Raw genomic sequence first — 23,014 nt, 5'->3', positions numbered from 1 at the left:
GTTGCGGCGCGAGTGCCACCATGGACGTATGAGTACCCGGGAGCCGCTCGACCGCGATCGTGACGAGCAGGGGCGCGCCCGCAACGCACGCCCGCGCGATGCTCTGGGCCGTCCGCTGCCGCCGGGCAGCGCCGGGGTGGAGCGGATTCCCGAGGATCTGGATCTGCCGCCCGCCGAATCCCTGTCCTGGGCACAGGATCTGCTCGACCGCGGCCTCGCCTTCCACGCGCACGAAGTCCTCGAGGGCGCGTGGAAGAGCTGTCCGGAGGACGAACGCGAGCTGTGGCAGGGCCTGGCGCAGCTGGCGGTGGGCATCACCCATGTGCAGCGCGGCAACGTCACCGGCGCGCTGACGCTGCTCGAGCGGGCCGCGGCCCGCCTGGCCGCGACGGGCGGATCCGCCCCGTACGGCATCGACGTCCCCGGCCTGCTCGCCTACGCCTCCGCACTCGGCGCCGATCTGCGCCGGGGCCGCAATCCCGGGCCGGAGCAGCTCGCACCGGCTCTGGTGCGTGAGGTCGACGGTTCCTGACCGCGATCCCGCACCGCCCGACGTGTCGGACGGGACGGGCACGGCGGCCGGTTAGGCTGTGGCGCAGCAGTGCCGCGCGGATCGGGAGGCTTGGACGTGTCGATAGTCGCTCGTGTCGACGCCTTCACCCGCCGTCATCCGCGTTCCGGCTACCCGCTGGCGGTGCTCTACAAGTTCTTCGACGATCAGGGCGGCTACCTCGCGGCGCTGATCGCGTACTACGCCGTGGTCTCGCTCTTCCCACTGCTGATGCTTCTCACCGCGATTCTGGGCATCGTGCTCAAGGGCGATCCCGAGCTGCAGAACCGCATCGTCGACTCGGTGCTGCAGCAGATCCCGGTGATCGGCTCACAGCTCAAGGACACCGGCGAACTGCCCGGCGACTGGGTCTCGGCCTCCATCGCCCTCGCCGGTCTGCTCTACGGCGGTCTCGGCGTCTCGGTGGCCTCGCAGAACGCGATGAACGTGATCTGGGCGGTGCCGCGCAACGACCGGCCCAATCCGATCAAGGTGCGCGTGCGCGGATTCTTCCTGCTGTGCACCATCGGGGTGGCGGTGACCGGTCTGGTGGTGCTCAACACGATGGCCGCCACCATCGAGGTCGAAGGCCTCAGCCGCGGCTTCCTGCGGGCCGGGACCATCGTGCTGGCGATCATCGTCTTCACCGTTGCCTTCCGTCTCGGCACGGTCCGGGAACTGCGGGTCGTCGATGTGCTGCCCGGAGCCGTCGTCGCCGGTGTCGGCTGGCAGTTCCTGCAGGAGTTCGGCAGTTACTACGTGCTGCGCGTCGTCGCCCGCGCCAGCGCCGTGAACAGCGTCTTCGCCGTGGTTCTGGGTCTGATCGCCTTCGCCTACGTCGCCGGCGTGCTGGTGGTCCTCTCGCTCGAGATCAACGCGGTGCGGGTCGACCGCCTCTACCCGCGCTCTCTGCTGACCCCGTTCACCGACAACGTGGTGCTCACCCGCGGCGACCGCGCGGTCTACCGCAATCTGGCGAAGGCGCAGCGCAACAAAGGTTTCGAGATCGTCGACGTCCGCTTCCGACCGCACCGCGACCACGGCGCCGGCGACCCCGGCCGCCGGGATCCCGACGAGCAGGAGTCGCCCGGCCCCGGGTCGTGAGCGCGCACCGGCCCGTCGGCGAGCCGGTAGCGTCCGTCTCATGACCGCTCCCCTGGACGGCTGCACCGTCGTCTCCCTCGAACAGGCCGTCGCCGCACCGCTGGCCACCCGCAATCTCGCCGACCTCGGCGCCCGGGTGATCAAGATCGAGCGTCGCGACGGCGGCGACTTCGCCCGCGACTACGACCACGTGGTCGACGGCACCGGCGCGCACTTCGTCTGGCTCAACCGCGGCAAGGAGTCCCTGGCCGTCGACCTGAAGGCGGCCGAGGGCAGGACCGTCGTGCGGGAGCTGATCGACGGTGCCGACGTCTTCGTCCAGAATCTGGCGCCGGGCGCGGCCGCCCGGCTCGGGCTGGACGCGGCCGCGCTGCGCGTCGGGAATCCCCGCCTGATCACCGTCGACATCTCCGGATACGGCACCGGCGGACCGTACGAACAGCGCAAGGCCTACGACATGCTGGTCCAGGCCGAGGCCGGCCTGATCTCGATCAACGGCACGGCCGACGGTTACGCCAAGACCGGGATCCCGGTCTCGGACATCGCCTCGGGAATGTACTGCGCGCAGTCCGTGCTCGCCGCCCTGCTCCGCCGCGAGCGGACCGGCGAGGGCGCCGCCGTGGAGATCTCGATGCTCGAGGCCACCGTCGAGTGGATGGGCCATCCGATGTACACGCAGATGTTCACGGGGGTGCAGCCGCCGCGGCTGGGCGTGAGCCACATCTCGATCGCGCCCTACGACTCCTACCCCACCACCGACGGCGAGGTGCTCATCGGCGTCCAGAGCGATCGCGGCTGGCGCGATCTGGTCGAACAGGTCCTCGGAGCACCGGAACTGGCCGACGATCCGCGCTTCGCCACCAACATCGCCCGGGTAGCCAACCGCGCCGCCTGCGATGCCGCGGTCGCCGAACGCACCGCCGTGCTCACCACCGCCGACCTCGATGACCGGCTGGCGGCGGCCGGCGTGCCCGCGGGCCAGGTCAAACTCGTCGGCGACATGGTCGACCATCCGCAGCTGACCGCCCGCGACCGCTGGCGCTCGGTGACCATTCCCGGTGGGCGGGCCCCGGCGCTGCTGCCCCCGGCCACCTTCGCCGACAGCCCCGCGGTCATGGGCGCAGTACCGGCCCTCGGCCAGCACACCGCCGAGATCCTGCGCCGGGCAGGCCTTCCCGACGATCGGATCGCCGAGCTGATCCGATCCGGGGTGGTCGGCCCCGCAGAGCAGTGACCCGGGCGGCCCTGACATCATCGCCTGAGATGCCCGTCACCGTTGCCGGCGAAAGGATTCCGATGAGCACCGCCCACTCCGACCTCCCCACCACCGCACTGCCCGCCGATGCCCTCGGCACCCTCGACGCCGTGCTGGCCGCGCGCTACAGCTGCCGCGCGTACCGCCCCGACCAGGTACCGACGGGCACGATCGAGCAGATCCTGTCCACGGCACAGCGCACCGCTTCGTGGTGCAACAGCCAGTCCTGGCAGGTGGCCGTCACCCGCGGAGCCGGTACCGAGCGGCTGCGCTCGGCGCTGTACACGGCGGCCACCACCGGGGCCGCCGACCGCGCCGACATCGACTTCCCGCGCGAGTACCGCGGCGTGCACAAGGACCGGCGCCGCACCAGCGGCTACCAGCTCTATTCGGCGCTCGGTATCGAACGCGACGACCAGGAGCGCCGGGCTCTGCAGATGGCCGAGAACTTCCGCTTCTTCGGCGCCCCGCACGTGGCGATCATCCACTGCGACGAGGCGCTCGGCGCGTACGGCGCCGTGGACTGCGGCGGCTATGTGGCCAACTTCCTCAGTGCGGCGACGGCACTGGGCATCGGCACCGTCGCGCAGGCGGCCCTGGCCATGTATCCGTCGGTACTGCGCCGCGAACTCGGTCTCGGCGAGGACCGCACCGTCGTGTGCGGGATCTCGTTCGGCTACCCGGACGCCGACCATCCGATCAACGGCTACCGCACCGACCGCGCCCCGCTCGCCGAGGTGGTCGACTGGATCGACGACTGACCTGCTCCACCGGTCCGGCCGCCACCGGACGGTACCGTCAGCATGCGGCGGCGCCGGAGCCGACGAGCACCTGCACGGGCCGGGGCAGCACCGACACCGGCCGGCGGGCGGCCGCGCGGCAGTGCGGCCGCGGCCCGATCGGCTCGAGCGATGCGTCACCGAAGGCCGCCGCGCACCCGAGCATGGCCAGTGCACACAGCAGCGGTGCGAGATCGTCGTCGTTCTCCGGCAGCATCGGCGACCCCACCGGCACCACCACCATGCCCAGGTCCCGCAGGGTCGAGCCCTCCCAGAGCCCGGTGGGGAACGGTGTGCCCGACGGCGCCTGCCGGGCCAGCGGATGGATCACCACCAGCGGCGCGCCCGGATCGGGCGCCTCCTCGGTGCCGGTGAGCTCTCCGGCCGTCGTACTCCACCACAGGGCCCCTTCGACGGCGGCGATGCCGTAGGGCACCGGCTCGCTCAGCCGCGTCTGCGCCACCGGGTCGGCGAAGACCGCCATTCCCGAGCCGGACAGTCCGGTCAGATCCTCGCTGTAGAGCGGACTCGGCGGCAACGCCCACAGTTCCTCGTGGGCACGGGCCGACACCCACACCGGCGCCTGCTCGGCCAGGACCCGGGTGGCGTTCTCGAGAATCCGCAGGGCGGGCGAGCCGGGCGGTTCGTCGGCCAGCGCACACTCGATGTCCCGATAGGCCGCGAGCAGTTCGGTACGGACCCGACCGAGATGCTCGGGCCCCCAGTCCGGCCGCCAGCGTGTGCCGGGATCGGTCCCACTGGCCGTGCCGAACGATGCTGTGATCTTGTTCTCTTCCCCCATGGAGCGAACGCTAGCCGGGTACGTCGGCGAAGTCCCGCCAGCTATCCACAGGCCGCTGCGTCCGGCGCGGGCCGGTCCGTACGATCTGTCCCGTGACTGACGCAGCTTCCACCCCGGCCCCGGACGACCGGCCGATTCTGGTGACCGGATCCTGCGGTCTGGTCGGGACCGCCGTATTGCACGAACTCGGTGCGCGGGGCCTGCCCGCCGTCGCCGCCGCCCGCGGCAAGAAGTCCGACCGGAAGCTGCTGGCCGCGCTTGGCCGGCGGTATCCGGTGGCTCCGGTGCCGGCGTGGGCCGACCTGACCGACCGGGATGCCGTCCGGGCGATGATCGCGCAGCACCGGCCCCGCGCGGTGATCCACCTCGCCGCGGTGATCCCGCCGGCCGCCTACGCCTCCCCGGGCGCGGCCCGGCGGGTCAACGTCGACGCCACGCACCATCTGCTCGATGCCTGCCGGGCGGTGCCGGAGACGCCGCGCTTCCTGCTCGCCTCCTCGGTGACCGTCTACGGCCCCCGCAATCCGCACACCCACCCCGACCCCGTGACCGTCGACACCCCGCCCGCGCCGTCCGATCTGTACGGGGCGCACAAGCTCGAAGCCGAAGCGGCCGTCCGTGATTCCGGTCTGGACGCCAGCATCCTCCGGGTGGGCGGCGTGCTCAGTCCGGCCGGCGATTACGGGGTGGACGCCGATGTGATCGCCTTCGAGGGCATGCTGCCGGGCGACGGACGCATCCACACGGTGGCGGTGGCCGATGTGGCGCGGGCCTTCGTCAACGCGGCCCTGCGGCCGGACAACGACCCGGTGTACCTGATCGGCGGCGACGCCACTCACCTGATCCGGCAGCGGGACATCGGGCGGGCGATCACCGCGGCCCTGAGCATCCCCGGCACCATGCCGCCGACGCGGCCGGGCGATCCCGGTGACGATGCCGCCTGGTACGGCACCGACTGGATGGACACCGCCCGCAGCCAGCAGCTGCTGCAATTCCAGACGGTGAGCTTCGACGAACTCATGGCACAGGTCTCGGCGCATGTGGGCTGGCCGAGGCATCTGCTGCGGCCGCTGGTGCCGGCGATCCGGTTGTTCATGAACCGGATGACGCCCTACCGCCGGCGGTCCGGCGTCTATGCCCAGCCCTGGGAGTTCGCGCAGGAGCGCTGGGAACAGCCGCTGCCCGATCGTCGCTGAGCACGCGGGCGGGGTGCGCCGTCAGCGGCCGGCGTTCTGCAGGATCAGTGCGGCCAGCTCGGCGGGCTGCTGCTCGGGAATCCAGTGGCCGGCCTCGTCCAGGATGTGCAGTTCGAACGGTGCGTCGACGTAGCGCTCGCTGAGCTGGGCGCCGCGGACGCCCAGTGCCGTGTCCTGAGCGCCGGCCACCATGAAGGTGGGCACCGTGACATGGCGGCGCAGCCGTCCCGGCGTGCTCAGCGCCATGGCGCGGTACCAGTTGAGAGCGCCGGTGAGCGCACCCGCCTCGACCACGTCGCGCTGGACAGCGTCGATCTCCGCGGCCCGCATACCGGTCCCGGCGAGGGCGCTCCGCAGCCGGTGGGGATCGGAGACGGCCAGCTCCGGCAGCCAGGGGATCTGGAAGGCGGCCATGTACCAGGACCGCAGCAGCTGGTCGCTGCTGAGCATCGACTGCAGGAAGGCGGCCGGGTGCGGCACGCAGACCGCGGTCAGGCTCGCCACGGTCTCCGGGCGCTCGGCCGAGAGTGCCCAGGCCACCAGCGAACCCCAGTCGTGGCCGACGAGATGCACCGGTGCGTCTCCGCTCGCATCGATCAGCGCTGCCACGTCGGCGACGAGTTCGCCTGTCCGGTAAGCGAAACGGCCGCGTGGCCGGGCCCGGGGAGAATAGCCGCGTTGATCCGGTGCCAGCGTCCGGTAGCCCTCCGCATTCAGCCGTTCGCTCACCGCCGACCAGCTCGCGGAGGTCTGCGGAAAGCCGTGCAGCAGCACTACGGTGCCCCGGTCGGCCGTTCCCCGGTCGATCACGTCGAAGGTCAGTCCCGCCCGTGTGTATTCGGTCAGCGTCATCGGCGATCCTTTCGGTTCCCGGCGGACCGGGCGCTGCGCTCCGCCTGCAGTGGAAACTCTTGCAGGTCTATCCATTCCAGGTATCCGATACCCGCGACGTCACGTTCCTCGAAGGTTCCGCGGTAGTCGTAGCTGCCCGCATATCCGTGACCGTGCCCGTATCGGAGCACGGGATGCACCGTCGCCTCGATCGAGAGCACGGTGGCGCCGTCGCGGCGGGCGGTCCAGCGCATCCGCTCGGGTATCCGCATCGGTCTGCCCTCCGGATCGAGCCGCTGCGGACCGTAGCGATGCACCCCGAAGTCCACGTCGTCGAGCATCTCGGTGCGGCCGCCGCGCACGCGCACGTGGACCGCCCGCAGGGCCACCGCCCCGCGCGCGAGCACCTCGGTGAGCAGCACCTGCGTCTCGGCGTCGAGATCGATGATCTGGTAGGTGAAGAAATCCACCGGCAGCTGCGCCCACCGCGGCACCGCCCGCCGGATCAGGCTCTGCGGTCCCGCGCACCGCGCGTACTCGAAGGTCGCCAGGCCGTCGGCGGCGGTGGTCTCGCCCGTCCGGGCATCGGTGATCTGTCCGCGGTACGGAGCGAGCAGACTCAGATGGTCGTAGATGCCCGTGCGCACGAAGTAGGAGACCTCGTCGGTGGGCGTCAGGTCGAGTTCCACCGAAAAGCCGGCGAATCGGCCGCGGACGCTGACGGCGTGCGCCCCGACCGTCAGCGTCAGATCGTCGTCCCAGGTGAGCGATGATCCGTCGGGGGCGAAGCCGCACTCCGCGGCGACGTCGTACGCCCGGTAGTGATGGTGGCCGGGGGCGGCCGTCGAAGCCAGCACGGTCGAGTTCTGCCGTACATCGTCGGCGGCCAGGGTGCCGTTGTCGAAGAGCTCGGTGCCGGTGCTGCCCACCAGGGTCATGATGTTCAGGTAGCGCAGGGGCTCGGGCAGGCCGGGCACGAAGACGCCGAAATGAGTCCACGCGAACCGCCGTGAGCCGACGTACGGGGGAAAGGTCCAGTCGCCATCATAGGGCTGCCGGGAGGCCCGCGCCCGCGAATCCACCAGGGGGCGAAGGCCGCGCACCACCGCGGCGGCCGTCATCGCCTTGACCGTCGGAACCATGCGCTGCCCCTTCTGCCGGCCGGACGGCCGCGCAGGCCGCCGGGTTGTCCGCGTCATGCTGTCCGGCCCGGGCCCCGGTGTCAATCCCGCGCGCCGCCGTCGTCCCGAACGTGAACACCTCAAGCGACCGCGGCGACCAGCGCCAGGCCGGCCGCGGCGGCGGCCACCGTCACGGCCAGCGTGCCCAGCAGCACCGCCAGCGCTGCCGTGCCCCGGCCGGCGCGCACAAGCGCGGCACTGTCGAACATCGCCGTGCTGAACGTGGTGTAGCCGCCGCAGAATCCGGCGCCGAGCAGGGCCCCGGCGTCGGCGTCGCCCCCGCCGTACACCATCCATCCGGTGATCAGCCCCAGCAGCAGCGACCCGGAGACGTTGACGGCGACGGTTCCCCAGGGCAGTCCGCTGCTCACCCGTTGCTTGATGATCAGGTCCAGGCTGTAGCGGCATACCGCGCCCACACCGCCGAGCACGGCCACGCCCAGCGTCAGCAGCGCGCTCACCGCAGGCTCCAGCCCAGCCGGCGATCGAGTGATCTCCCGGCCAGGATGCCCGCCGCCACCGCCGCCATCCCGCTCAGCAGGGCGAGGGCGGCGTAGCCGGCCGCCAGTGCCGGCCGCCCGTCGCGCAGCATCTCCGCCAGCTCCACCGCGAAACCGCTGTAGGTGGTGAAGGCCCCGCAGAAGCCGGCCCCGAGCAGCAGGCGCAGCCGCCGACGCCGGCCCACGTCCGGACCGGCCCGCAACAGTGCCTCGAGCAGCAGTCCCAGTACCGCGGCACCGGCCACATTGATCCCCAGCGTGGACCACGGCATCGTCGCGGTCGACGCGGGCCAGGCCTCACTGATCAGGTACCGGCCGCACGCACCGGCGATGCCGCCCGCGAAGACCATCACCACAGCGGGAAGGTGAAGGCGGAATGCGTCGTCGGTCATCGGCTGGTCCCTCTCCGCGGGCAGGCATCGCTCCCGCCCGCCGATCGCTCGGCGTGACAGGAACCATCAGCCCGGTCGGGCGGTTCGGGCGCTCCGGCAGAGGCCTCAGGCGGGATCCATCGCCTGTGAATCTGTGGTCACTGTACTCCGGCCCGCCGGGACGCGAGCGAGGGCCATCAGGTAGTCGGTGCACACCTGCGCGAGTTCGGCGGCGCTCACATCGCGATCGGCGAGCCAGCCGGACAGCAGCTGATTGACCCCGCCCACCACGAAGCGCGCCCGCCGACGGGCCTCGGCCCCGGGCGGCAGGGCGAAACCGGGGATGGCCGCCCCCGCCTGCACCATCAGGTCGGCGACCAGGTCGAGGGTCTCGTACTCCCAGTTCTCCAGGCCGGCGACCCCGGCCAGGTCGCTGGTCATGATGCGGTGGAACTCGGGATCGTCGGACATGGTGTGCAGGAAGGCGGTGAGCGCGGCCCGGAATCGTTCGTCGACGCTGCCGCCGGCCGCGGCGCTGTGCTCGAGCAGGGTCTGAGCCAGTTGCCGGCGGGCGTCCTCGGCGACCGCCCCGATCAGCGCATCCCGGCCGTCGAACTGCTCGTAGAAGTAGCGGTGCGTCAGCCCCGAGGCGGCACAGACCCCGCGCACACTGACCGCCTCGAGACCGCCGCTCCCCCACAGCCGCCGGCCCGCATCGATGAGCTTGCGGCGGCGCTGCTCCCGCCGTCGCTGCGCGCTCACACCGCCGTAGTCGCGGACCGCCGCTTCCCGTGCCATTGACAGCAGTATATCCTGGTCGTAGTTTTTGGAACACAGCCGTTGTCCAAATTGTGCAGACGGATTCCGGGGGAAGGACCGATCCATGAGCCAGGGCACTGCCCCCACTGCGAGCGCCGGTATCGAACCGCCGAAACGTTTTCCCGCCGAACCGCTTCCGGTGGCCGGCGGGATGCGACTGATCGGCCGGCTGCTCGGTGTGGCCCCCGCCCCGTCGGCCGACGAGTTCCGGCGGCTCGGCGAGCTGCTCTACGCCGGCGACCCCGAGATGGACGAGCTGGTGGAGTGGATGTTAGAGGCCGGGGTGGCCGCCACCAAGCCGCTGTTCCAGCGGGCACTGACCGAGGGCATCGCGGCCGTGCCCGACGCACCCGAACCGCTGCGCGCCTTCTTCGCGACCTACGAGACACTGCCCGACTGGGTCGAGCCGGAGAAGCTGGCGCTGGCGGCGCAGGTGATGCGGTGCGGCGGCGCGGACGGGCTCTACATCGCCCGCGACGTCGCCCTCATCGGCGGCTACCAGTACTCCGGCTTCAACCAGACCCTGCTGCGCACCGGCGCACTGGAGAAGGGCTCCAACGCCCGCTTCGCCGAGACCTCGCAGTGGGCCCTGGACGTGATTCATCCCGACGAACTGCGCCCGCTCGGACGCGGCTACAGGTCCACGCTGCATGTGCGTTTCATCCACTCGATGGTCCGCCGCCACGTCGAGGCGATGCCCGACTGGGACGACCACGAGTGGGGGCTGCCGATCAACCAGACCGACATGGCCGCCACCTTGGTCGGCGCGCTGGTCGCACCCAGCGTCGGCGGCATCGGCATGGGACTGATCAACCGGCCCCGCGAGTACGAGGCCGTCGCCCACCTCACCCGGTACGTGGGCTGGCTGATGGGGGTGCGCGACGACCTGCTGCCGCACAGTTTCCGGGATGCGCTGCGCATCCTGATCCACACCTCGTCGGCGCTGGCCATCCCCGACGAGACCTCCAAACTGCTCGCCCGGCCCATGGCCGACGACCCCCGCCAGTGGCACTACGACCGCGCCCCGCAGCTGCACCGCCGGATCGCCCGCAGTCAGCATCTGTCGATCACCGCGGGCTTCCTGGGGCCGCGGGCGATGCGGACGCTGGGGCTCAATCCTTTTGTGCTGCCGTGGTATCCGGCGCTGCGCCTGCCGATCAACCTGATGCGCTCGATCGCCAAACTGCGGCCCGGCGGGCTGACCCTGGCCGCCGAGCGGGGTGCCGCCGAGAGCGAGGTCTTCATGCGCACGATGGCCGGGGACCCGGTGGCCATCGGCGACTCGGCGCACGTGGCACATCACGCCGCCTGACCCCGGCGGCCCCGGGCACCGTGCGAGAATGTCCGAATGTGCTTCAGTGCGACGGCGAGCTTCGTCGGCGCCGGGGTGATCACCGCCGCAGGGGTGGGCACCCTGGCCCTGGTCCGCGACGTCCGGCAGCTGCCGTTCGCCGCGCTGCCCCTGCTGTTCGGACTGCACCAGTTCACCGAGGGCTGGACCTGGCTCGAACTCGGTGACCAGACCGATGCCTGCCTGACCGGTCCGGGCGTGCACACCTGGGTGCTCTTCGCCTGGGCGCTGCTGCCCTTCTTCGTGCCCTGGGCGGCCTGGCTGATGGAGCCGCCCGGCCGCCGGCGCTCGCTGATCGCCGTCCCGTTCGCCGTCGGCACGGCGCTGGCGCTGTACCTGCTCTATCTCTCCGTGCAGCCGGGTATCCGGGTGGAGGTGGTCGACGGCAACCTCGACTACCATATGGGAATCGGCTACAGCCCGGCCTGGCTCGCGGTGCCGTATGTCTTCGCGACCTGTCTGGCGCCCATGCTCAGCCGCCACCGGTACGTGTTCGCAATGGGTTTGGGCAATCTGATCGCGATGACCGCCGCCGCCCTGCTCAACGCTGCGGGCTTCGCCTCGCTGTGGTGCACCTTCGCAGCCTTCCTGAGCCTGATCGTGCTGGTGCACTTCATCATCGAGTACCGGCACCACCGCGAGGAGCCGCCGGCCGCCGTCGCGACCGGCTGACCGGCCCCGGACTCAGTTGCCGGTGAGCACCTTCAGCCCGCTGATCGCCTTCGTGACCTCTCCCCTGGTCGCCTGATCGTTGATCGGACTGATGCCGATGGCCATGCTCATCGGCGCGGAGTCCACCACGACGATGAAGAAGTCGTCGCCGGCGATGCCCGGCCGGTCACGGACCGGAAGGGAGGCCTGGAACAGGGTGAGCTTGGTGGAGCTGTTGTCCAGGGTGCCCGGCTCCTCCTTGGTGATCTGCATCCGTCCGGGTCCGGCCGAGGTGTACCCGGTGGAGGCGGGCAGGCATTCGAGGAACTTGCGGCCCACGGCAGTGGGGTCGCCGGTCACCGCGGCCGGCAGCGTGGCGACCAGAATCTGCGCCATCCAGCCGGTCTCCCCGGCGGGCCGGGTGGCGATGATGCCGTCGGCCTGCTCCAGGAACGGCAGACGGCTGCCGGGATCGCCCCGCCAGTCCGTCGCGGACGGCAGGTCCGATCCCGGAATCCGGATCGGACCGGTCCGCACTCCGGCACGGCTTCCGGAGCCGGTCGCATTACCGGCCACGCACCGGGTGGGCACCCCGTTGGCCACCGGGACGTTCAGGCCCGGACCGCTCGTGGTGGTGGTGGTACTCGACCGCGAGCTGGTCGAGGTGCTCGTCGTCGTGGACGTCGACGAACTGGTGGCGGTCTTCGCCGGTTCGTCGTCGCCGGTGAACAGGACCGCCAGGCTCACCGCGACGATCACCGCCACCAGACCGATCAGGCCGAGGATGATGTGGAGCGACTTCTTGCTGCCGCCGCCGTCGCCGGAGGCGCCGCCCGGCCCGTAGGGCGGGGGTCCTCCCGGACCGCCCGGACCCCCGTACCCGGGCTGGTAGCCGTAGCCCGCCGGCTGGTAGCCGGCAGGCTGCGGGGCGGACTGCTGCGCGGAGTACGCGGGATAGCCGGGCTGCCCGGGAGTCCCCGGATTCGGCCCCGACGGCCCGTAGCCGGGGTAACTCGCCGGTGGTTCCTGCTTGGTCGGGGGCATCTGCTTGGTCGGGGGCGTCTGCCGGCCGGGCGGCTGCACGCCCGGCGCCGCCGGGTGGGGCCGGCCCGACGCCGGCTGTGCACCCTGCGCCGCTGCCGCCCCGGCGCCCCCGGCCGCCCCGGCGATCAGCGTGGGCTGGTAGGCCGGGGTCGACCCTCCGCTCGGCGGCGGCACCGGTGCCACCCCCGCGGGCTGATCGCCGCGCAGAGCCGCGGCCAGGTCGCGGGCGAAGTCGCTGCTGGTGGGGTATCGCCCGGACCGGTCCTTACTCATCGCCCGGGCCAGCACCGCGTCGACGGCGGCCGGCAGTTCGGGGCGCCGCTCGGTGACCGACGGAATCGGGTTACTGAGGTGCGCATTGATCACGTCGGCGGTGGAGGCCGCCGCATAGGGCGGGCGTCCGGTGAGCAGTCTGAAGGCCGTGCACGCCAGCGAGTACTGATCGGACCGGCCGTCCAGATCGTCGGCGCCGGCCAGCTGCTCGGGCGAGGTGTACTGGATGGATCCGACCGTCAGGTTGGCGGCGGTGATCCGCGATTCGTTGCCCACGGTCCGGGCGATGCCGAAATCGGTGAGATAGATCTTGCGCCGGGTGGCCTCGGTGCGGTCGATGACGATGTTGGCCGGCTTCACGTCCCGGTGGAGCAGGCCCCGCCCGTAGGCGTAGTCGAGCGCGTCGCCGACCGCCGAGACCACCTCGGCGGTGGCTGCCGGGGAGAACGGCCCGCTCTCCTTGATCAGTCGGTCGGCGTCGCTGCCCGGCACGTATTTCATGGTGAGCCAGAGCTGCCCCTGATCCTCGCCGCGGTCGTAGACGCTCACGATGTTCGGATGATCGAGCCCGGCGGCCAGCTCGGCCTCACGGGTGAACCGCTTGCGATACATCGGGTCGTTGGTCAGTTCGGCCGGCAGAACCTTGAGGGCGTCCTCCCGCGGCAGGCGCGGATGCGCGGCCAGGTACACCTCCCCCATCCCGCCCGCTCCAAGCAGACGGACGACGCGGTAGCCGGCGAAGATCTGGCCTGGGTTCAGCATGCGAGTCACCTTACCGCCAGGCATCGGCTCCGTCGTTCGACCGAATCGTCTCGGCCGGATCGTCCCGGCACGCCCGGACCGGGGCGCGGCTAGCACGTTCGCCCGTGTCCGTCTCGAGTACCGGCAATCGCGTACGGGCGCCGCCGCGCGAACTCTAGGCTGACTCTCATCAAGGAGTGCTCGGCAGGGGAGGCCGGCGGGTGGACGGCTGAGCAGAGGGAGACATGCCAACGGTCAACACGGTCACCGGACCGATCGACGCCGAGCGGCTCGGCCGGGTACTGCCGCACGAGCGCATCTTCCTGGTCGACGAGGACTACCGCCTGAACTTCCTGCCTGACTGGGACGAGGAGGCCCAGGTCGCCCGGGCCGTCGCACGACTGCGGGAGGTGCGTGCACTCGGTGTGGACACGATCTTCGACGTCTCGGTCTTCGGCACCGGCCGCAAGGTGGACAGGGTGGCGCGGGTGGCGCGCGAGTCCGGAGTGAACGTGGTGGCCGCGACCGGCGTCTTCACTTACAACGATCTGCCCTTCCAGTTCCACTACACCGGACCCGCGCTGGGCTTCTCCGGGCCGGACCCGCTCGACGAGCTCTTCGTACGCGACCTCACCGAGGGCATCGGGAACACCGGCATCCGGGCCGCCTTCCTGGTCTGCGTAATCGAGGCCGAGGGACCGACCGCCGGCGTCGAGCGCATCCTGCGCGCCACCGGGCGCGCGGCCGTGGCCACCGGGGCCCCGATCATGGTGGCCACCAACCCGCACACCCAGTCCGGCCTGGTGGCCCAGCAGATCCTCGCCTCCGAGGGGGTGGACCTGACCCGGGTCATGCTGGCGCACTGCGGCGACACGACCGATCTGGACTACCTGATCCGGCTCGCCGACGCCGGGTCGATTCTGGGTCTGGACCGGTTCGGCGTGGATCTGCTGCAGCCCTACGAACAGCGCCTGCGGGTGCTCGAGGCGCTCCTCGAGCGCGGCCTGGCCGGCCAGCTCGCCCTCTCGCAGGGTGCCTTCTGCACCAGCGACTGGTTCGACGAGGAGCGCCTGGCCGCCGAGCTGCCGGACTGGAACTACCTGCAGGTCTACGGCCGGGTGCTGCCGGATCTGCGCGCTCGCGGCGTGGACGAGTCCATCATCGCCGCGATGACCGTCGATCTGCCCCGCCGGTTCCTCACCGGCGAACGGCGGAATCCGGGACTTGTGACCCCTATTTCGCCAATATCTGGATTCAGTACAGAAACTGGGGCATGATTGAGGGCGTGCACGAAACATCGAACTCCGAACGGCTCCGCGCCGCCGGACTCCGAGTGACCCGCCCGCGGCTGGCCGTGCTGAGCGCCGTCGCCGCCCACCCGCACGCGGGTGCCGACGTGGTGCTGCACAGTGTTCGCGCCGAGCTGCCCCAGGTGTCCCGGCAGGCCGTCTACGACGTCCTGCACGCTCTCACCGACGCCGGCCTGATCCGGCGCATCCAGCCCTCCGGGCATGTGGCCCGCTACGAGACGCGGATCGCCGACAACCACCACCACGTGGTCTGCCGCAGCTGCGGCGCCGTCGCCGACGTGAACTGCGCGATCGGCCACGCCCCCTGCCTGACCGCCTCCGAGACCCACGGCTTCACCATCGACGAGGCCGAGGTCGTGTACTGGGGCCTGTGCCCCGACTGCGCCACCCGCGCCGAGACCAGTCCCGACGCCGATCCCGCCTGACCGCACGTCCAATTCCTCCCACCGAAGACCAGCCCTCCCACCGATTTCCAGCCCCACTCCGATTGACCGCCCAGACCGGGCGACAGGCCGAGCACCCCTCGGCCGACCGAAAGGAAAGAAATCCGATGTCCGACCAACAGCCCCTCGACAAGATCGACGACTCCTCGGCCGGATGCCCCGTTCACGGCGGCATGAAACCTCCGGCCGAAGGCGGAGGCAACCGCGACTGGTGGCCCGACCAGCTCAACCTCAAGCTGCTCGCCGAGAATCCCGCTGAGATGAACCCGTACGGCGCCGACTTCGACTACGGCGCCGAGTTCGACACCCTCGACCTCGAGGCCGTCCGCGCCGACCTCTACGAACTCCTGCACGACTCCAAGTCGTGGTGGCCGGCGGACTACGGCAACTACGGTCCGCTGTTCGTCCGGATGGCCTGGCACGCGGCCGGCACCTACCGGATCACCGACGGCCGCGGCGGCGCCGGGCACGGGATGCAGCGCTTCGCCCCACTCAACAGCTGGCCCGACAACGCCGGCCTGGACAAGGCCCGGCGCCTGCTGTGGCCGATCAAGAAGAAGTACGGCGCCAAGCTGTCCTGGGGCGACCTGATCATCATGGCCGGCACCTTCGCCATGGAGGAGATGGGCTTCACCTCCTTCGGCTTCGCCGGCGGACGCGAAGACAAGTACGAGCCCGAAGAGGTGTTCTGGGGTCCGGAGACCGAGTGGCTCGGCGACAACCGCTACACCGGCGAACGGGACCTGGACAATCCCCTCGCCGCCGTCCAGATGGGCCTGATCTACGTCAATCCCGAAGGCCCCAACGGCGATCCGGATCCGCTCAAGGCGGCCGTCGACATCCGTGAGACCTTCGCCCGGATGGCGATGGACGACGAGGAGACCGTCGCCCTCATCGCCGGCGGCCACACCTTCGGCAAGACCCACGGCAACGGCCCGGCCGATGTGCTCGGCCCGGAGCCCGAAGGCGCGGGCCTCGAGGAGATGGGTCTGGGCTGGAAGAACCCCACCCGCACCGGCGTCGGCGCCGACGCGGTCAGCTCGGGACTCGAGGGTGCCTGGAACAGCACTCCCACCACCTGGGACAACAACTTCTTCTGGACGCTCTTCGGCTACGAGTGGGAGCTGGGCAAGAGCCCGGCCGGCGCCCAGCAGTGGCACCCCAAGGACAATGCCGGCGCCACCAGCGTGCCGGATCCGGCCGACCCCGAACGCAAGCACCAGCCGATGATGCTGACCACCGACCTGGCGCTGCGCTTCGATCCGATCTACGAGAAGATCTCCCGGCGCTTCCTCGAGAAGCCCCAGGAGTTCGCCGACGCCTACGCGCGGGCCTGGTTCAAGCTCACCCACCGCGACATGGGCCCGGTCTCGCGCTACCGCGGGTCGCTGGCTCCCACCGAGACCCTGATCTGGCAGGACCCGGTGCCGGCCGTGGACCACCGGCTGGTCGACGCCGGCCAGATCGCCGCGCTGAAGGCCACCCTGCTCGAGTCCGGGCTGAGCGTTTCCCAGCTGGTCAAGACGGCGTGGGCGGCCGCGGCCTCGTACCGCGGCAGCGACCACCGGGGCGGCGCCAACGGCGGCCGCATCCGCCTCGAGCCGCAGCGCAGCTGGGAGGTGAACGAACCCGCCGAACTCGACAAGGTCATCCCCGTGCTGGAGAAGATCGCCGACGACTTCAACGCCTCGGCCACCGACGGCACCCGGATCTCGTTCGCCGATCTGGTGGTCCTCGGCGGCGCGGCCGGCGTGGAGCAGGCCGCCCGCAACGCCGGAGTGGAGATCGAGGTGCCCTTCACCCCGGGCCGCACCGATGCCACCCAGGAGACCACCGACGTGGCCTCGTTCAACGCCATGCGCCCGCGCTGGGACGGTTTCCGCAACTACGTCGCCGACGACACCTCGGTGCCCGCCGAGGCGCTGCTCGTCGACCGGGCGCAGTTGCTGACCCTGACCGCACCGCAGATGGCCGTGCTGATCGGCGGACTGCGCGTGCTGGGCGCCAACTACGGCGGCAGCAGCCACGGCGTCTTCACCGATCGTCCGGAGGTGCTGTCGACGGACTTCTTCACCACGATCACCGACATGGACATCGCGTGGACGGCGCAACCGGACGGCACCTTCGCCGGCGCCGACCGGGCCACCGGGGAGCAGAAGTTCACCGGCACCCGTGCCGATCTGGTCTTCGGCTCCAACGCGCAGCTGCGCGCCCTCGCCGAGGTCTACGGCGCCGATGACGCCCACGAGAAGTTCGTGGCCGACTTCGTCACCGCCTGGAACACGGTGATGGACGCCGACCGTTTCGAGCTGCGGCGCTGAGCACCGCCGCACCCGCATGACCGGGCCCCGGGACACGCCGACCAGCGCGTGCCCCGGGGCCCGTCCCGTCGGCGCCGGCACTGACCTATGCTCGGCTGGGTGAGCGCACGTGTGGGAATCATCGTCACTGGCACCGAAGTGATCAGCGGGCAGATCGCCGACCGGAACGGCCCCTGGGTGTCCGACCGGCTGCTGGCGCTCGGCGCCGAGGTGCCGCATCTGCTGCAGTGCGGCGACCGGCCCGCCGACATGACCGCGCAGCTGCAGTTCCTCGCCGACGAGGGTCTGGATCTGATCATCACCACCGGCGGTCTGGGCCCGACCGCCGACGATCTCACCGTGGCCACGGTGGCCGCGTTCTGCGGCCTCGGTCTCGACCACGATCCGCAGCTCGCGGACCAGATCACCGGGATCATCCGGGACTGGCGCCGCTACGACGACGATGAGCCGCTGCCGGAGAACGTGCGGGCGGCCGTCGACAAGCAGGCACTGGTACCGGCCGGCGCCGAGCCGCTGCGCCCGGCCGGCACTGCGCCGGGCCTGGCGATCCCGGCCGCCGCGGGCCGGCCGGCGGTGCTGATCCTGCCCGGTCCCCCGCACGAGCTGCAGAAGATGTTCGGCGCGGCGCTGTCCACGGCTGCGGTCGCCGCGGCGCTGGCCGGGCGGGAATCGGTGAGGATGGCCACGGTGCGGGCCTACGGCCTGTCCGAGGCCGACCTGACCGCGACCCTGGAGTCGGTGGCGCCGTCGATCACCGGTTTCACCGACCTGGAGATCACCACCTGTATCCGCGCCGGCGAGCTCGACGTGGACGTGCGCTACCGCGAGACCGCCGATTCCGCTTTCGCAGAGCTCAAGTCGGCGCTGCTCGCCGAGCACGGCGACCAGTTCTTCTCCCCGGACGGCCGCCGCTTCGACGACCTGCTCTCGGATGCTCTCGAGGGGCACTCGATCGCGACGGCCGAGTCGTGCACCGGCGGCATGGTCGCCGCCCGGATCACCGACCGGGCCGGCTCGTCGGTGTACATGCTCGGCGGCATCGTCTCCTACGCCGACGAGGTCAAGAGCGGCGTTCTGGGCGTGCCCGCCGACATGATCGGCGACGTCGGCGCCGTCAGCAAACCGGTCGCCGCCGCGATGGCCGAGGGCGCCCGCCGCGTGACCGGGGCCAAGATCGGCATCTCCACCACCGGGATCGCCGGCCCCGGCGGCGCGGTGCCCGGCAAGCCGGTCGGCACCGTGTGCTTCGGTCTGGCCGTCGACGGCCGGCCCACCGAGACCGTCACCCGGCAGTTCCCGGGCGACCGCGCCGCCGTCCGGACGCTGGCGACCGTCTACGCGCTGCACCTGGTCTACGACGCATTGACCCGCTGAATGCCCCGGCATGCCAGGATGTGATCTATGAAACTCGGTCTGCAACTCGGCTATTGGGGCGCACAGCCCCCGACTGATCACGGCGACCTGGTGGCCGCCGCGGAGCGCTGCGGCTTCGACGCGGTCTTCACCGCCGAGGCGTGGGGCTCGGATGCGTACACTCCGTTGGCCTGGTGGGGGCGCGAGACCAGCACCCTGCGCCTGGGCACCTCGGTGCTGCAGCTGTCCGCCCGCACACCCACCGCGTGTGCGATGGCCGCGCTGACCCTGGACCACCTGTCCGGCGGCCGGCACATCGTGGGCCTCGGCGTCTCCGGGCCGCAGGTCGTGGAGGGCTGGTACGGGCAGCCGTTCGCCCGCCCGCTCGCCCGCACCCGCCAGTACGTCGACATCATGCGCCAGGTGTGGGCCCGCCAGGAGCCGGTGGTCTCGCAGGGCCCGGCCTACCGCCTGCCCTACGACGGCCCGGGCGCGAGCGGACTGGGCAAGCCGCTCAAGCCGATCGTGCACCCGCTGCGCAGCGACATCCCGATCTTCCTCGGCGCGGAGGGCCCCAAGAACATCGCCCTGACCGCCGAGATCGCCGACGGCTGGCTGCCCCTCTTCTACACCCCGCGGATGGCCGACCAGTACAACGCCTGGCTCGACGAGGGTTTCGCCCGGGAGGGCGCCCGGCACACCCGGGAGACCTTCGAGATCTGTGCGACCGCCCAGATCGTGCTCACCGACGATCCGGCGGCCGCCTACACCGCTGTCAAGCCCTTCCTGGCGCTGTACATGGGCGGCATGGGCAGCGAGGACACCAACTTCCACGCCGAGGTCTACCGGCGGATGGGCCACGCCGACCTCGTCGACGAGGTGACCGCTCTGTTCCGTGCCGGACGCAAAGACGAAGCGGCCCAGATCATTCCGGACACCGTGGTCGACGATGCGGCCATCATCGGCGACGAGGCGCATGTCCGCGCCGAGATCGCGCGCTGGGAGGCGGCCGGGGTCACCACCATGCTGGTCTCCCCCGGCTCGGTGGCCGAGATCGAGCGTCTGGCCTCGCTGATCTGAGGGATCGGGAATGACGCGCGCACTCGTCGCGGTACTCTCGGCGGTCGCCCTGCTGGTGGCCGGCTGCACCGCGCAGCCCGCCGCCACCGGACGCGACCGGAGCTGCGTCGACGACTATCGGGCCGGCACGGACTACTTCCCCGACCGGTCGGCGATCACCCACGCCACCAACTTCACCGTCGACTACCACGACGACTACGCGCTGCTGACCGTCAAGCAGCCGTTCCCCGGCGGCAGCCCGCAGAGCTATCTGCTGGTGCGGTGCGGGGTGCCCGATCCGCAGCTGTCCGGGGCGGCGGCACAGGCGACACGGATCGAGGTCCCGGTCCGGACCGTCTACTCCGGATCGACCACCCAGCTGCCGTTCTTCGGTGAACTCGACGTCCTCGATGCGCTCACCGGGGTCGCGGACGCGGGTCTGGTCACCGATGCGCAGGTGCGCAGCCGGGTGGCCGAGAAGAAGATCGCCGAGTACGGCGCGGGCGGTGTGGTCAACACCGAGGCGGTGCTCGCCGCCCGGCCCGACGTGCTGCTGACCGACGGCACCGACAGCGACGTCTATCCCGTGCTGCGCAAGGCCGGGATCCCCGTGCTGGCCTTCGCCGACTGGCTCGAGTCCACGCCGCTCGGCAAGGCCGAATGGATCAAGGTGCTCGGGCTGCTCACCGGCACGAGTGCCACCGCCGACCGGGTCTTCGGCGACATCAGCCGCCGGTACGACGAGCTGGCCGCCAGGGCCCGCAGCGTCACCGACACCGACGTGCTGTACGGCACCGAATTCCAGGGCACCTGGACGGTGCCGGCCGGGGACAGCGCGGCCGGCGTCCTGGTCCGCGATGCGGGCGGCGACTGGCCGTGGAGCAGCCGCACCGGCAACTCCGTGCAGCTGAGCTTCGAGGACATCGTGACCGGGGCCGGCGAGCTGCCGATCTGGCTGGTCAGCGACAACCAGTGGACCTCGATCGACGACGTCCTGAGGCAGGATCCGCGGTACCGCGCGCTCGCCGCCGTCCGCGACGGGCAGGTGTGGAACGCCAATCTGGTGATCGGCCCCGGCGGCGGCAACGACTACTTCGAGCGCGGCAGCGCCCGGCCGGATCTGGTGCTCGCCGACGTCCTCGCGATCCTGCACCCGGAACTCATGCCCGATCACACCTTCACCTTCTTCCGTCGGCTGAGCCGGGGCTGATGACCGCCTCCGCCCGCTGGGTGCTGCCGCTGCTGGTGCTGGCCGTCCTCGCCGCCACCGTGCTGTCGGTCTTCGTCGGCTCCACCGCGGTGCCGCCCGGGCAGACCTGGGCGGCACTGCTGCATGCGGACGCGCCCTACGCGGCGGTGATCCGCGACTTCCGGATTCCGGGCACCATCACCGCCATCGTGGTCGGCGCCGCCCTCGGTGTGGCGGGCATGCAGATGCAGACCCTGTTCCGCAATCCCCTGGCCGACCCGTACATTCTGGGCGCCAGCTCCGGCGCCTCGCTGGGCGTGGCCCTGGTGGTACTGGTCGGCGGCACCGCGGCCGGGGGCTTCACCGCCGGGCTCACGGCGATGGGCCGCGGCGGGACGGTGATCGCCGCGGCGATCGGTGCGGCGCTGGTGCTGGCCGTGATCGCGGTGCTCTCCCGGTGGGTGCACTCGGCGGTCTCGCTGCTGCTGGTGGGCGTGATGCTGTCGTCGGTCACCACGGCGGTGGTCTCGGTGCTGCTCACCATGACCCAGCCGCAGCTGGCCCAGCAGTTCCTGGTGTGGGGCATGGGCACCTTCCGGACCAGTTCCTACCGGGATCTGACCGTGATGGTCCCGCTGGTGGCCACCGGCATCGCTCTGGCGGCGATCACCATCCGCCCGCTCAACGGGCTGCTGCTCGGTGAGGGCTATGCCCGCACCATGGGGATCAACGTCGGCCGCACCCGGCTGGCCATCGTCGTCTCGGCCGCCCTGCTGGCCGGGGTCACCACCGCCTACTGCGGACCGATCGGCTTTCTGGGCCTGGTGGTGCCGCATCTGGCGCGGTTCGCCGTCGGCACCTCCGACCACCGCTCGGTGATGCCGGCGACCATCCTGATCGGTGCGCTGCTGGCGCTGCTGTGCGGGGTGATCGCCCAGCTCCCCGGCGCCGAACAGGTACTGCCCCTCGGTGCGGTGACCGCCCTGTTCGGCGCGCCGGTGGTGATCGTGGTGCTGGTGCGGTCCGCCCGCGGCCGGCTCAGCGGGGTGGGCCTGTGACCGCCGGGGTTCGGCTCGACGCGCTCACCGTCGGCTATCACGGTTCGCGGCGGCGCGCCCCGCGCATCGTCGCCTCCGGGCTCAGCGCGCAGGCGCCGGCCGGCGCGCTGACCGCACTGCTCGGCCCCAACGGCTGCGGCAAGTCCACACTGCTGCGCACCGTCACCGGGCTGCAGCCGGCCCTGTCCGGGCGCACCCTGATCGACGGCGCGGACGTCACCGGCGTGGGCCCGGCCGAGCTCGCCCGGTCGGTCGCCGTGGTGCTCACCGAGCGGATCGACCCGGGCTTCCTCACCGTCCGGGAGATCGTCGCCCTCGGCCGCACCCCGCACCTGGGCATCTCCGGGCGGCTGCGCGAGAGCGACCAGACGGTGATCGACTGGGCGCTCGACGCCACCGGGGTGAACAGTCTGGCCGGGCGCCGGGCCGCCGAGCTGTCCGACGGCCAGCGACAGCGGGTGATGACCGCGCGTGCGCTGGCCCAGCAACCGCGGGTGCTGGTCCTCGACGAACCGACCTCATTCCTGGACATGCCGTCCCGGATGGAGTTGCTCGACCTGCTCGCCACTCTGGCCCGCGAGGCCGACATCACCGTGCTGATCTCCACCCACGAGCTGGACCTGGCACTGCGGCTGGCCGACCGGCTCTGGCTGATGACCGGCGGCGGACGCCTCGAATCCGGTACGGCCGCCCAGGTCGCACCCCATATCGGTGCGGTCTTCGACCGGGGCCGGCTGCGCTTCCGTCCGGCGGAGATGCAGTTCGGCATCATCGACGCCCAAAGGTGAACGCACGGTGAACACGCGGACAATGAAACTTGACGGCCGCTGTCT

Annotated in this window: 22 protein-coding genes and 1 riboswitch; of the genes, 15 read left to right on the top strand and 7 right to left on the bottom strand. The window is 71.3% G+C overall.

Annotated features, from left to right (window positions below; translation table 11 throughout):
* Nucleotides 1-28: 28 nt before the first annotated feature.
* From ACJMNC_RS10815 to ACJMNC_RS10800, 4 genes are all read left to right on the top strand, one after another.
* Complete coding sequence (locus tag ACJMNC_RS10815; RefSeq protein ID WP_408947951.1) at nucleotides 29-532, top strand: DUF309 domain-containing protein; 504 nt, start codon at nucleotides 29-31, stop codon at nucleotides 530-532.
* A 96-nt stretch (nucleotides 533-628) separates the two neighbouring features.
* Complete coding sequence (locus ACJMNC_RS10810; protein ID WP_408947950.1) at nucleotides 629-1,654, top strand: YihY/virulence factor BrkB family protein; 1,026 nt, start codon at nucleotides 629-631, stop codon at nucleotides 1,652-1,654.
* Nucleotides 1,655-1,694: 40 nt separating this feature from the next.
* Nucleotides 1,695-2,888 carry a CaiB/BaiF CoA transferase family protein gene (locus ACJMNC_RS10805; RefSeq protein ID WP_408947949.1) on the top strand — a complete coding sequence of 398 codons (1,194 nt, stop codon included), beginning with the start codon at nucleotides 1,695-1,697 and terminating at the stop codon, nucleotides 2,886-2,888.
* Nucleotides 2,889-2,950: 62 nt separating this feature from the next.
* Nucleotides 2,951-3,670 carry a nitroreductase gene (locus ACJMNC_RS10800; protein WP_408947948.1) on the top strand — a complete coding sequence of 240 codons (720 nt, stop codon included), beginning with the start codon at nucleotides 2,951-2,953 and terminating at the stop codon, nucleotides 3,668-3,670.
* Nucleotides 3,671-3,707: 37 nt separating this feature from the next.
* Here ACJMNC_RS10800 and ACJMNC_RS10795 read toward each other — a convergent pair whose 3' ends face one another.
* Nucleotides 3,708-4,490, bottom strand: coding sequence for a hypothetical protein (locus ACJMNC_RS10795; protein WP_408947947.1), 783 nt, complete (start codon nucleotides 4,488-4,490; stop codon nucleotides 3,708-3,710).
* A gap of 92 nt (nucleotides 4,491-4,582) precedes the next feature.
* Here ACJMNC_RS10795 and ACJMNC_RS10790 point away from each other — a divergent pair, with 92 nt between their 5' ends.
* Complete coding sequence (locus ACJMNC_RS10790; RefSeq protein WP_408947946.1) at nucleotides 4,583-5,686, top strand: NAD-dependent epimerase/dehydratase family protein; 1,104 nt, start codon at nucleotides 4,583-4,585, stop codon at nucleotides 5,684-5,686.
* Between the two features lie 21 nt (nucleotides 5,687-5,707).
* On the opposite strand, the gene ACJMNC_RS10785 is transcribed toward ACJMNC_RS10790, so the two are convergent.
* From ACJMNC_RS10785 to ACJMNC_RS10765, 5 genes are all read right to left on the bottom strand, one after another.
* Nucleotides 5,708-6,538 carry an alpha/beta fold hydrolase gene (locus tag ACJMNC_RS10785; protein ID WP_408947945.1) on the bottom strand — a complete coding sequence of 277 codons (831 nt, stop codon included), beginning with the start codon at nucleotides 6,536-6,538 and terminating at the stop codon, nucleotides 5,708-5,710.
* Nucleotides 6,535-7,659 carry a DUF6670 family protein gene (locus tag ACJMNC_RS10780; protein WP_408947944.1) on the bottom strand — a complete coding sequence of 375 codons (1,125 nt, stop codon included), beginning with the start codon at nucleotides 7,657-7,659 and terminating at the stop codon, nucleotides 6,535-6,537. Before ACJMNC_RS10780 ends, ACJMNC_RS10785 begins: the two co-directional genes overlap by 4 nt.
* Before the next feature lie 119 nt (nucleotides 7,660-7,778).
* Nucleotides 7,779-8,159 (bottom strand): fluoride efflux transporter FluC, encoded by a 381-nt coding sequence (locus ACJMNC_RS10775; RefSeq protein WP_408947943.1) that lies wholly within the window; start codon nucleotides 8,157-8,159, stop codon nucleotides 7,779-7,781.
* Entirely contained in the window at nucleotides 8,156-8,590 is a 435-nt protein-coding gene (locus ACJMNC_RS10770) for a fluoride efflux transporter FluC (RefSeq protein WP_408947942.1), read from the bottom strand. Before ACJMNC_RS10770 ends, ACJMNC_RS10775 begins: the two co-directional genes overlap by 4 nt.
* Nucleotides 8,591-8,640: 50 nt before the next feature.
* A riboswitch (Fluoride riboswitch) is annotated at nucleotides 8,641-8,723 on the bottom strand.
* Entirely contained in the window at nucleotides 8,696-9,367 is a 672-nt protein-coding gene (locus tag ACJMNC_RS10765) for a TetR/AcrR family transcriptional regulator (protein WP_408947941.1), read from the bottom strand. (Overlaps the previous riboswitch by 28 nt.)
* 85 nt (nucleotides 9,368-9,452) lie before the next feature.
* Here ACJMNC_RS10765 and ACJMNC_RS10760 point away from each other — a divergent pair, with 85 nt between their 5' ends.
* The gene (locus tag ACJMNC_RS10760; protein WP_408947940.1) at nucleotides 9,453-10,700 is read left to right on the top strand and encodes an oxygenase MpaB family protein; all 1,248 of its coding nucleotides are present in this window, start codon (nucleotides 9,453-9,455) and stop codon (nucleotides 10,698-10,700) included.
* A gap of 36 nt (nucleotides 10,701-10,736) precedes the next feature.
* The gene (locus ACJMNC_RS10755) at nucleotides 10,737-11,411 is read left to right on the top strand and encodes a DUF6629 family protein (protein WP_408947939.1); all 675 of its coding nucleotides are present in this window, start codon (nucleotides 10,737-10,739) and stop codon (nucleotides 11,409-11,411) included.
* A gap of 12 nt (nucleotides 11,412-11,423) precedes the next feature.
* Here ACJMNC_RS10755 and ACJMNC_RS10750 read toward each other — a convergent pair whose 3' ends face one another.
* Nucleotides 11,424-13,469, bottom strand: coding sequence for a protein kinase domain-containing protein (locus ACJMNC_RS10750; protein ID WP_408947938.1), 2,046 nt, complete (start codon nucleotides 13,467-13,469; stop codon nucleotides 11,424-11,426).
* A gap of 224 nt (nucleotides 13,470-13,693) precedes the next feature.
* On the opposite strand from ACJMNC_RS10750, the gene ACJMNC_RS10745 reads away from it, so the two are divergent.
* The 8 genes from ACJMNC_RS10745 to ACJMNC_RS10710 all read left to right on the top strand — a co-directional run bounded on the left by ACJMNC_RS10745 (nucleotide 13,694) and on the right by ACJMNC_RS10710 (nucleotide 22,969).
* Nucleotides 13,694-14,725 (top strand): phosphotriesterase, encoded by a 1,032-nt coding sequence (locus ACJMNC_RS10745; protein WP_408947937.1) that lies wholly within the window; start codon nucleotides 13,694-13,696, stop codon nucleotides 14,723-14,725.
* Nucleotides 14,722-15,183 carry a Fur family transcriptional regulator gene (locus ACJMNC_RS10740; protein WP_408947936.1) on the top strand — a complete coding sequence of 154 codons (462 nt, stop codon included), beginning with the start codon at nucleotides 14,722-14,724 and terminating at the stop codon, nucleotides 15,181-15,183. The genes ACJMNC_RS10745 and ACJMNC_RS10740 overlap by 4 nt, the downstream gene beginning before the upstream one ends.
* Nucleotides 15,184-15,308: 125 nt before the next feature.
* Nucleotides 15,309-17,522 carry a catalase/peroxidase HPI gene (gene katG, locus ACJMNC_RS10735; protein ID WP_408947935.1) on the top strand — a complete coding sequence of 738 codons (2,214 nt, stop codon included), beginning with the start codon at nucleotides 15,309-15,311 and terminating at the stop codon, nucleotides 17,520-17,522.
* A gap of 99 nt (nucleotides 17,523-17,621) precedes the next feature.
* Nucleotides 17,622-18,896, top strand: a complete 1,275-nt coding sequence (locus tag ACJMNC_RS10730) for a competence/damage-inducible protein A (protein WP_408947934.1) — start codon at nucleotides 17,622-17,624, stop codon at nucleotides 18,894-18,896.
* 27 nt (nucleotides 18,897-18,923) lie between these two features.
* Nucleotides 18,924-19,955, top strand: coding sequence for an LLM class F420-dependent oxidoreductase (locus ACJMNC_RS10725; protein WP_408947933.1), 1,032 nt, complete (start codon nucleotides 18,924-18,926; stop codon nucleotides 19,953-19,955).
* Between the two features lie 10 nt (nucleotides 19,956-19,965).
* Entirely contained in the window at nucleotides 19,966-21,144 is a 1,179-nt protein-coding gene (locus ACJMNC_RS10720; RefSeq protein WP_408947932.1) for an ABC transporter substrate-binding protein, read from the top strand.
* Complete coding sequence (locus ACJMNC_RS10715; protein WP_408947931.1) at nucleotides 21,144-22,181, top strand: FecCD family ABC transporter permease; 1,038 nt, start codon at nucleotides 21,144-21,146, stop codon at nucleotides 22,179-22,181. Before ACJMNC_RS10720 ends, ACJMNC_RS10715 begins: the two co-directional genes overlap by 1 nt.
* Nucleotides 22,178-22,969 carry an ABC transporter ATP-binding protein gene (locus tag ACJMNC_RS10710; RefSeq protein ID WP_408947930.1) on the top strand — a complete coding sequence of 264 codons (792 nt, stop codon included), beginning with the start codon at nucleotides 22,178-22,180 and terminating at the stop codon, nucleotides 22,967-22,969. Before ACJMNC_RS10715 ends, ACJMNC_RS10710 begins: the two co-directional genes overlap by 4 nt.
* Nucleotides 22,970-23,014 lie beyond the last annotated feature (45 nt).

The organism is Gordonia sp. VNK21, assembly GCF_046098115.1.
GTDB lineage: Bacteria > Actinomycetota > Actinomycetes > Mycobacteriales > Mycobacteriaceae > Gordonia.
Note: the sequence above shows the minus strand (reverse complement) of the source record. Positions and strands in the feature narration are given on the sequence as shown.